Origin of the sequence: uncultured Veillonella sp. (assembly GCF_938010505.1) — a bacterium.
Taxonomy (GTDB): Bacteria; Bacillota; Negativicutes; order Veillonellales; family Veillonellaceae; genus Veillonella.
The window spans coordinates 24,245-33,500 of sequence record NZ_CALLVP010000054.1 but is presented as its reverse complement, the minus strand read 5'-3'; the positions used below and the strand labels follow the sequence as shown (position 1 = coordinate 33,500).

10 protein-coding genes and 1 pseudogene are annotated in these 9,256 nt (G+C 33.4%); 5 read left to right on the top strand and 6 right to left on the bottom strand.

Going from position 1 to position 9,256, the window contains the following annotated elements; translation table 11 throughout:
- Nucleotides 1–99: 99 nt before the first annotated feature.
- From Q0507_RS03060 to Q0507_RS03035, 6 genes are all read right to left on the bottom strand, one after another.
- Nucleotides 100–930 carry a hypothetical protein gene (locus Q0507_RS03060; protein WP_298712164.1) on the bottom strand — a complete coding sequence of 277 codons (831 nt, stop codon included), beginning with the start codon at nucleotides 928–930 and terminating at the stop codon, nucleotides 100–102.
- Between the two features lie 15 nt (nucleotides 931–945).
- Nucleotides 946–1,830 (bottom strand): hypothetical protein, encoded by an 885-nt coding sequence (locus tag Q0507_RS03055; protein WP_298712162.1) that lies wholly within the window; start codon nucleotides 1,828–1,830, stop codon nucleotides 946–948.
- Nucleotides 1,831–1,840: 10 nt separating this feature from the next.
- Complete coding sequence (locus tag Q0507_RS03050) at nucleotides 1,841–2,428, bottom strand: RadC family protein (RefSeq protein ID WP_298712160.1); 588 nt, start codon at nucleotides 2,426–2,428, stop codon at nucleotides 1,841–1,843.
- Between the two features lie 27 nt (nucleotides 2,429–2,455).
- Entirely contained in the window at nucleotides 2,456–3,049 is a 594-nt protein-coding gene (locus Q0507_RS03045; protein ID WP_298712158.1) for a hypothetical protein, read from the bottom strand.
- 219 nt (nucleotides 3,050–3,268) lie between these two features.
- Nucleotides 3,269–3,532 carry a hypothetical protein gene (locus Q0507_RS03040; RefSeq protein ID WP_298712156.1) on the bottom strand — a complete coding sequence of 88 codons (264 nt, stop codon included), beginning with the start codon at nucleotides 3,530–3,532 and terminating at the stop codon, nucleotides 3,269–3,271.
- 87 nt (nucleotides 3,533–3,619) lie between these two features.
- Entirely contained in the window at nucleotides 3,620–3,883 is a 264-nt protein-coding gene (locus Q0507_RS03035; protein ID WP_298712154.1) for a hypothetical protein, read from the bottom strand.
- 321 nt (nucleotides 3,884–4,204) lie between these two features.
- Between Q0507_RS03035 and Q0507_RS03030 the strand changes: the two genes are divergently transcribed.
- From Q0507_RS03030 to Q0507_RS03010, 5 genes and pseudogenes are all read left to right on the top strand, one after another.
- A complete protein-coding gene (locus Q0507_RS03030; RefSeq protein WP_298712152.1) occupies nucleotides 4,205–5,224 on the top strand; it encodes a DNA cytosine methyltransferase in 1,020 nt (339 codons plus the stop codon).
- Between the two features lie 2 nt (nucleotides 5,225–5,226).
- Nucleotides 5,227–6,051: an Eco47II family restriction endonuclease gene (locus Q0507_RS03025; protein ID WP_298712150.1), complete on the top strand. Its 825-nt coding sequence runs from the start codon at nucleotides 5,227–5,229 to the stop codon at nucleotides 6,049–6,051.
- 24 nt (nucleotides 6,052–6,075) lie between these two features.
- Nucleotides 6,076–7,116, top strand: coding sequence for a PIN domain-containing protein (locus Q0507_RS03020; protein ID WP_298712148.1), 1,041 nt, complete (start codon nucleotides 6,076–6,078; stop codon nucleotides 7,114–7,116).
- 370 nt (nucleotides 7,117–7,486) lie between these two features.
- Nucleotides 7,487–7,858, top strand: a pseudogene (tnpA, locus tag Q0507_RS03015) (IS200/IS605 family transposase); the annotation flags it as partial.
- A 154-nt stretch (nucleotides 7,859–8,012) separates the two neighbouring features.
- Complete coding sequence (locus Q0507_RS03010) at nucleotides 8,013–9,203, top strand: type I restriction enzyme HsdR N-terminal domain-containing protein (RefSeq protein WP_298712146.1); 1,191 nt, start codon at nucleotides 8,013–8,015, stop codon at nucleotides 9,201–9,203.
- The last annotated feature ends 53 nt before the right edge of the window (nucleotides 9,204–9,256 follow it).

The following is a 9,256-nucleotide window of genomic DNA, read 5'->3' as shown; positions in this document are numbered from 1 at the left end:
TAACGTAAGAATACCCATGAAAGGTATTTTCACCTGTTTTTTCAATGTAGCTACAGCTTTTCATAGCGAGTGATAGCTTTTCATATAATGCTGTATTCGTCATTTTTGTTCCTCCGCTTGCACACCAGATCGTGCCAAATAATAACTTAGACCTGCAGATGCATCCATATATAAATTACCATCCCAACGATGTGTAAAATGATTTAAGACATCCGTAATTGTTGACGTGTTGACCGCTCCATATTGAGAAAGCAAGTCTTTCCATAAAGGATATGTTTTTTCGGTCAAATATGCTTGAATTTCAAGTGTGTCACTTAATTGAACAGGAGATTTCTTTAGCAATCGTTGAATCATATCTTTTGGTGTTTCCGTATCTTGATTCCAATCAATTGTAGTTACAATTACAGTTCCACTGCATAGATATCCCGTAACAGTATTGTTTTCCTCAATTAATAGAAGAACAGGTTTACTATGACTTTTATGTAAATCAAGTAATGATATAGGCCAATAAGAAATAACTTCCGTTTCCATATGGTTTATTGTTTTGGCACACTGCAATTCGGATATCTTAGATTGAGAAATACCCACCATATACATCCATTCCTGGTTATCTATGGTGGGTAAAATAAATTGGTAAGTATATTGATTATCTCGTGCGGATGTAAGCTCGTCTCGTTGCTTCCATGCATCTTGCAAAGGGGTATTAGAACAAGTCTTATTAAATATAAGATGTGGGATTTCTGTATAGGCTAATGAGTAAAGTGTAGGGGTGTCTGCGTTTTTACTATGAATGATTGCCAAATCTGCAATGAGGGATTGTCCACGTTTACATATATAGCGATCTAGTACCTTAATTTTATTTTGTATTCTTTTTACTACAGATACATAGAGTTCTGTCTCCGTAATAATAATACCGCAGTATTGTGTCATAATGCTTCCTTTCTACTATGCTGACTTCACTTGTTGTGCGTCTTCAATTGCTTTGCATTGAGCGGATACAGCACAATAGCCTTCACATTTTTTACCATGCCAAGTTTCACGTTGGCTACATTTCTTCGGCACTACACCCGTTTCTATGGCTTGTTGTAACCGTTTTGCTTTAGCTTCCATATATCGTTTTAACCAATGATTGCTAATAGGGTTGATAGGGATAAGATATAACGGCTGCGTAATACCTCGTTCAGAAGCAATGCGTAAGCCTGTATCACGACAAAGGGCCTGAATAACCATAGATGATACCGTATAGCTTTCTTCTTCTAACAGCAATCGGTAGTAGTTTAATTGCAAAGCCCAGTCTAATACATGACGTACACCATCGGTGAATAATTCTTTTCGTGTTTTAGGTTGGCCTTTCTTCAAACCTGTTTTGTATACTTCACCAGTTTCTACATCTTTTTTGTAGTATCCTAACGCTCTCATTAACTTATAAGAACTGGTAATTTTCAAATCGCCCAGTGTGGTATCCGTATTGGATAACACTTGCCCATATAAATCAAGCTGTCCTGTTGTGGTGGTATTTTTCAAACGTTCTTCTGAAAGCATATTGCCACTGGTATGATGCTCTGTAATCGTATGCACAGCTGAACCATGTAAAGCATATAGTTGCTTTTGTGGATCTACGGCATATTCAGTAATCTTTTTTAGATATAATTCACGAGTACCACTTAGCAGCTCAGTAACAGAAGGCTTAGTCAAATTGCGTTCTAATGATGAAGCTACCGCACGTAATGTAGGTAGAAACATACATCTCGTTCCCTGAGGACATCGTAGTAGACATTCATACATGTTAATTTCGTCCCCGTTGGGACAAATAAATCGTTTAGCTGGCATAATATCCTCCTTATAACTGACCACATTCACTCATACTATGAAATTCACCATGTCCAATGATGATATGGTCTAGTACAGGGATATCAAAAAGTCTACCAGCTTCTACGATTCGTTTTGTACTGCGAATATCTGTATCACTGGGGTGAGAGTCACCAGAAGGGTGGTTATGGACGATAACAATCGCGCATGCTTTTAAACGAACGGCAGAAGAAAAAATGCATTTGATATCAAGAGCGGCACTAGTTACATCACCAATAGAAATATCCTCTGATTTAATTAAATGGTTTCTAGCGTTTAGGTATAGTACACGTACGTGTTCTGTCTCAAAGTACTGCATATCTGACATAGCTTTATAGATATCAATAGGTCTACCCACATTGATAGGAGCTTTACGAGTTCTATTCTGTACATTCTTAATGATAGATTTAATAGCTCGTAGCTTAGCAATACCGCGGTTACCCATACCGGGTGCATCATACCATTCAGATTCTTCTGCATGAAATAACGCATCATATGGATCTCCATAACGTTCCACTAACTCTTGTACGGATGCTTTTGGTAATAGTTCTGTTAACATAGTTTCAACTGTAGTATTCATAATAGATTCTCCTTATTTATAAATAAATTATTTAGGTTCATAACGAAAAATATGACACCAATTATTAGTATTTAACGATTTAATATGACGGTTGATTTTAGAGCAAATGGTTTTAATACCATCGAAGATATCAATATGCAGCAAAGGAAATGCCGTCACTAAAAATCGTTGTAATGTAGTTAGATTGAGGAAATAGTTAATATCATAGGTTTCATCGATGTATAACTCAATCTTAAATCGAATTGGTAAGTATACATGTGATATATCCGTATTAATATAGGTACATTCAGAGTATCCTTCTGATACGTAATGTAATTTAGTATTAGGCGATAAATACACCCGGCAGTATTCCATATCTATAGGATGTATCCCATCTTGACTTTCTGTATGAATTCGTAAAATATATTCTTTTGTTTGTTCATGCTGATAGAGATCATAACCCATGAGGCTATGATTTCGACTGTCTGTAAGCATATTGGCAAACATCCCCATATGAACAAGAGGTATATCCAATCGGTCAACTTGTTCTTTTAAAGCCCATTGTAAGGACTCCAATAATGGTTGTAATACTGACCGTTGCCTACTGATAAATAAAAATGTATTTTGATAATATTGGCTCATACTAAACCTCCAAATAAAATACCCCTAGGTGGCAATGCACCTAGGGGGTAACCTTAAGGAATAGCTATATATGCTATCAGTATTATAGTATACAACTGAAAAGTCTGAATATTTCAATGTAATGTATTAATAATATACAAGTGATCATTATTTAGAAATATTAAGTTTGAGAACTATGGAATTTTGGAACAATGGTATGTATAAGATGAGGTTAATATTTTATAGAAGTATATAAGCTTGTCTTTGTAGCCTAATTCTTAATCTATCATAATGCATTTCTATAAGGTCATCTTTGTGTAATTCTATGAGGCCTTTTAGTGCACTTAGCTCATCTAAAGATCCTGAATTTTTTATTAGAACTCCAAACGAGTTGTATAGAGGTTCAGAATCATCAAAGAGGGGAATTGGTTTATTCAACTCTGAATTTTTTCCGTTATCTTTATCTATAAAGACTTTATCACATTTAACACTTTCTGAAGACATTGATTACCTCCTAGCAAGCAAGCCTAAAGTATTGGAATTAAAAGCTTTGTTGATTAAATAGGCGAAAATATAATCAGAAATTATATTTTATAAGCATTCATAAATTTTTTTTCGTAAGCAACCCTTTATATTGGCATAATCATTGTTTTTAAAGTTCTTTTTTTGTTGCTCGAAGAGATCTTTTAAGCATTTAAGTTCCTCTAAAGAGCTTGCTTTTAGTATTAAGGTATTAAATGCATTGTACAGAGCTTTTGAGTGTTCATTAAAATCACGTTCTTCTTCTGAATTTAAAAATGCAGAGATGTCTTTACTTTTAACAACTTTATTAGTTTCTGTTTCTGCCTCAGACATAGATTTCCTTCCTAGGTATGAATATTCTACTACCGCACAACTCTCTAAGTATATTATAGCATTGAAACAATTTTTTACATATTAATGCTATCAAGATAACTATTGGTGTATGGCTTTTACGTTTTGTATATTGAGATCAGTGTATAATGAGATAATAACGTAGGTTATCTTGTAGTGGTTTATTTACAATTAACATCAATTGACGTGGAAATAGGGCCATTATATAATATAAAAAAGAATAGTTTGATTAAAATAAGGGCTAACCTATGGTTAGCCCTGTTTTGGCAATGGCGTTAATTGATTATTAAGGAAATAGTAAGAATGTCTAATAAGTATAAAGTAATTGAGCTGTTTGCAGGCGGTGGAGGGCTCGCATTAGGAATAGAGAAAGCCGGATTTAAAACCATTGGCTTAGTAGAGTTTGATAAGTCTGCTAGTGAGACGTTAAAACTTAATCGTCCTACCTGGAATGTAATTCATGATGATATTGCTAATATTAGTCCGTTAGATTTAGAGTCATATTTTGGAATAGTAAAAGGTGAGTTGGATTTATTAAGTGGTGGTGCGCCATGTCAAGCCTTTTCTTATGCAGGTAAGCGTCTTGGGCTGGAGGATACTAGAGGTACGCTTTTTTATCACTATGCAGTCTTTTTAAAAAAACTACAGCCCAAAATGTTTTTATTTGAAAATGTTCGAGGTTTGTTAACACATGATAAAGGAAGAACACATGATACAATTTTAAATGTCTTTGAAAATGAAGGTTATGTTATAAAGGAAAAGATACTAAATGCTTGGGATTATGGTGTACCACAAAAAAGAGAACGCTTAATTATGGTTGGTATTCGTAAAGATCTTGCAAATTATGTAGAGTTTGAATTTCCTAAAAAGCATAAGTATAAACCTGTCTTAAAAGATATCCTATTGGATTGTCCTTCAAGTCCAGGGGCACAATATTCAGACTACAAGAGAAGTATATTTGAATTGGTGCCACCAGGTGGTTATTGGCGAGATATTCCAGAGAGTATTGCAAAAGAGTATATGAAATCTACTTGGGACATGGGTGGTGGTCGTACTGGTATTTTGCGTAGAATGAGTTTAGATGAACCATCTTTGACGGTTTTAACTTCTCCTAGTCAAAAACAAACAGAACGCTGTCATCCCTTAGAGGCTAGACCTTTTAATATTAGAGAAAGTGCTAGATGTCAAAGCTTTCCAGATGAATGGGAGTTTGCAGGTGCAATGGGGCAACAGTATAAGCAAATTGGTAATGCAGTACCTGTTAATTTAGCCTTTGAGGTTGCACGTTCTATAAAACATACATTGGATAAAATGGGAGAGTAACTATGTGGAATTTGGATTTTATCACAGAAGAAGAATTAACAGAACATGTAACAGTCACTATTGAAAAGTATGGTGAAAAGTTGTGCCCTTTTGATTTAGAGCGGTTCAACAGGAATATTATTGATCCAATTAAAATGATTTTTGATAAAACTGTTTATAAAGCTACTTGGGAAGAAATTGTTAAAAATGAAATTTTTAGACAGCGTGATAAGTCTAATAATAATGATATCGGTTATTTTCATCAAAATATTTTCAAATACATAAAAAATTGCCGAGTGCCTGCTAATGGTAAAGAAGGTGGTTGGGATGTTATATTCGAACCAGAAAATCTAATCGATGTAACTAGTGATAGGACAGTAAAGCGTATTTTTGTTGAGCTTAAAAATAAGCATAATACAATGAATTCAGCTTCATCTAGTAAGACTTTTATTAAAATGCAGAATCAATTGTTACAGGATGATAATTGTGCATGCTTTTTAGTCGAGGCTATTGCACAGACCTCACAAAATATTATGTGGCAAACTACTGTTGATAAACAAAAAGTGAAGCATAAGTTAATTCGTAGAGTTAGTATTGATAAATTTTATGAATTAGTTACTGGTGAAAAGGATGCTTTTTTCAAGCTGTGTATGGTATTACCAGAAGTTATAAAAAAAGTTGTTGATGAACATTATTCCGAAGTTAAGAATAATGATACTGTTTATAATGAGATTATAAATCTTGCTAGCGCATATGGTGAGGTTAATGATAAGGACAGTAGCCTTCCGATTGCGATTGCTTTTTATATGTTAGCTTTTTCGTCTTATAATGGATTTACTCGTAAATAAGAAATATATAGGTGGAAAATGTATGTGTTTATAGATACGAATATAGTTACTAGTGCTAAGTTCCAATTTCATCGGGGAAGGTTAGGTGAGTTAAATCGATATATTAAAGAAAATCAAGTAACCTTAATACTAACTTCAGTACTAGAAGCTGAATTTATACGACATTATAATGATAGGTTCAAAGAGTTAAATGATGAATATAATGGGCTTTGTAAGGATCTTGAAGAATACGATATAAAAAGTCCTTGGAAATCATTTCAAAATGACTTAAATAAAAAAATTTATTTACCTTTGAAAGAGTTTTTGACTAATCCTCAAAATATTAAACTCGAGTTATCAAAAGACTGTATTGAATCTATAGTTGAGGATTATCGAGAAGGAAAACCACCATTTGGTAAATCTAAAAAAGATGAATTTAAAGATGCGATAAATATTCACTTGTTAAAGGAATTAAAAAAAAGTATTCCCGAACCAATTCATATTGTGAGTACTGATGAACTTTTTAGGGAAGCCTTTAGTAAGAGTAATCACGATTTTATAACTCATAATAATATTACTCAATTTCTCCCTGTTTTACGGCAGTTAAAGCCAGGTGATAAAAATATAGGAGAGTTATTAACTAAACATTTTGCTAGTGCAGAGTTTAAAGATGAAGCTATTTCATATCTGGAAAATCGAGATATCTATGAAGCTGTTGACTATAATATATGTATACAGTGGGTAGAGTCAGTAGCTCAGTTGGACTTTTCGTTTGCCTTAACTTCTTTAGTTGGAAAGAACTGTGAAGGAGTTTTATATATTCAAGGATTAGCTTACGTATTGTTTACTAATACGGGTGCTGAGGCTGTATTCTTTGATGATTCAGGTAACCCTATAGATGTAATGTTTAGAGGGACAGTTTTAATTAACACATCCATTCCGTTTAAAGTACAATGTAAAGAAGAGATTAATATACAGCAACCATCAATAGATAAGTTTGAAATAGATTGGTCGCAATTAAAAGTAGATGTTCCTAAAAATCGGATGAAAGATGGTGCTCTTGATTTTGTTAGTACTTTAAAATGATTTGTACACTAATTTTTGTGAACAGGTACAACGTGCAAGTATAAAAAAAACAATGAATTATGCTTGCATATATACTTGCAAACATATGTAAATGTTGGTGAAACTAGATAGATACTGGGTTTATCTACACACTTCTAAGCCGTGGGTCGGGGGTTCGAATCCCTCCTGGATCACCAAAGAAATAAGCGGATAGTTCGTAATGAGCTATCCGCTTTTTGTTATTGTCTTTAGACTGGTTCGAGACGTAGTCGCGAATTATAAAACCACCCGCTATGCGGGTGCGGCAACGAAAGTTATACAAAAAATCACCTTGCTTAAGTATAATGTAGGTGTTCAAGCCGCATTATATGCAAAAGAAAGGTGATTTTATATGGCAACAAAGACACAGAGTCTTGCGCACACAAAATGGTTATGCAAATACCACATAGTATTTACACCTAAGTATAGACGTAAAGTTATATATAATCAATACAGAAATAGTTTACGTGAAATACTGAGACGTTTATGCGAATATAAGGGCGTCAAGATTATAGAGGGGTAGCTCATGGCAGATCATGTGCATATGTTAGTATTAATCCCATCTAAAATAGCAGTTTCATCTTTTATGGGATATTTAAAAGGTAAAAGTGCACTTATGATGTTCGATAAGCACGCAAACTTAAAGTATAAATTTGGAAATAGACACTTTTGGTCTGAGGAATATTATGTTAGTACAGTAGGTCTAAATGAGGCAACAGTAAAAAATATATACGTGAGCAAACCATCCGTAAAACGGGTGGTTCTAATTATTTTTATCGTAGTGTCACCTTATAAGACAACTAATATTTATGTGTGATATAATATTGAAAATGAAAAAATGATGAATTTCGAACAGCTGTTATAAGGGGATTTATATTGTGGAGAATATAGAAAAGATATTTAAAAGTATCAGATTACAGAAATATAAACCGGGAGGAACATCCTTTGCTGATCCTATACGAAATATATTTGTCCAATGCACACCAGAAGAGGTGGTACGGCAAAAAACAATTCATTTTTTACAGAGCGACCTAGGAGTGCCACTTGAGAGGATTAGCGTTGAAGAGTCTATGGCTCATGTTAAACGAGGAGCACGAGGTAGAGCGGATATCGTTGTTTATCGGGATGACAAGAAAAAAGACGCTCTTTTAGTAATTGAATGTAAGGCGCCTGAAGTGGATGTGTCCTGTTATATAGTACGTGAGCAGTCAGAAAGGTATCAGAAAATTCTAGGTGCTAATTATTGTATGTTAATTAATGGACGCCAGATTATGATGTATAAATATAATGATGGATTAGCAATAGAGCTTGATGGCATCCCTTCATATATAGAGCTTATAAACAATAAAGTAGAGTATACTACATTATTGCAAGTAAAACCATATAGCTATCTTGATATCAAATCCCAAAATATTCAACGTGCATTTGTAAAAGAGCATTATATAGGTGATTTCACTCCAAATGATATAAAATCATTTGTACTTAATTTTTTGAATTTAATTCTACTTAAGTCTTTTATTAGTATTGAAGATTTGATGAGAATAGGCGTATCAGAGGATTTTGGTATAAAACGAACTCGATTTGGTAATAGTGCTGGTTATAACTATCAAGAGTTGACTCGTTTGTTCATCGCAAAAGATAATAAAGGAAAAGATATAATTTGTGGGCTTAGTATGATTGGGGATTATAATACACAATTGAATATATCCATAACAAATAAGAAAAAAGGGCATCATTCTTTACAATTAAACATGGATAAATTTTGTGAATATGATTCCGCTACAAATATGATAACAGTTACACATAATGGAGCATTATCCTTTGGTAGAGGTGGATCTATGAGCCATAAAGTTGTTATTGATTATATACAAGAGAAAGCACCAGACTTAATTCAAAATGATAAAGTAAATCTTGGAACAATAGATAATTCTAGATTGTTAGAATGGGGTAATACAGATGTGCAAAATTTTATAAGAAATTTATTACGTTATGCTATTCTTAGGGATGAAATACGAGTTAAACATAAAAAACGGAAACGTTCTAAGAAGAAACGATTAGATAATTATTAAAGTTAGTAGGATTGATTAAGTTTGTAATATAATGTAGAAAGATTACATTGTAT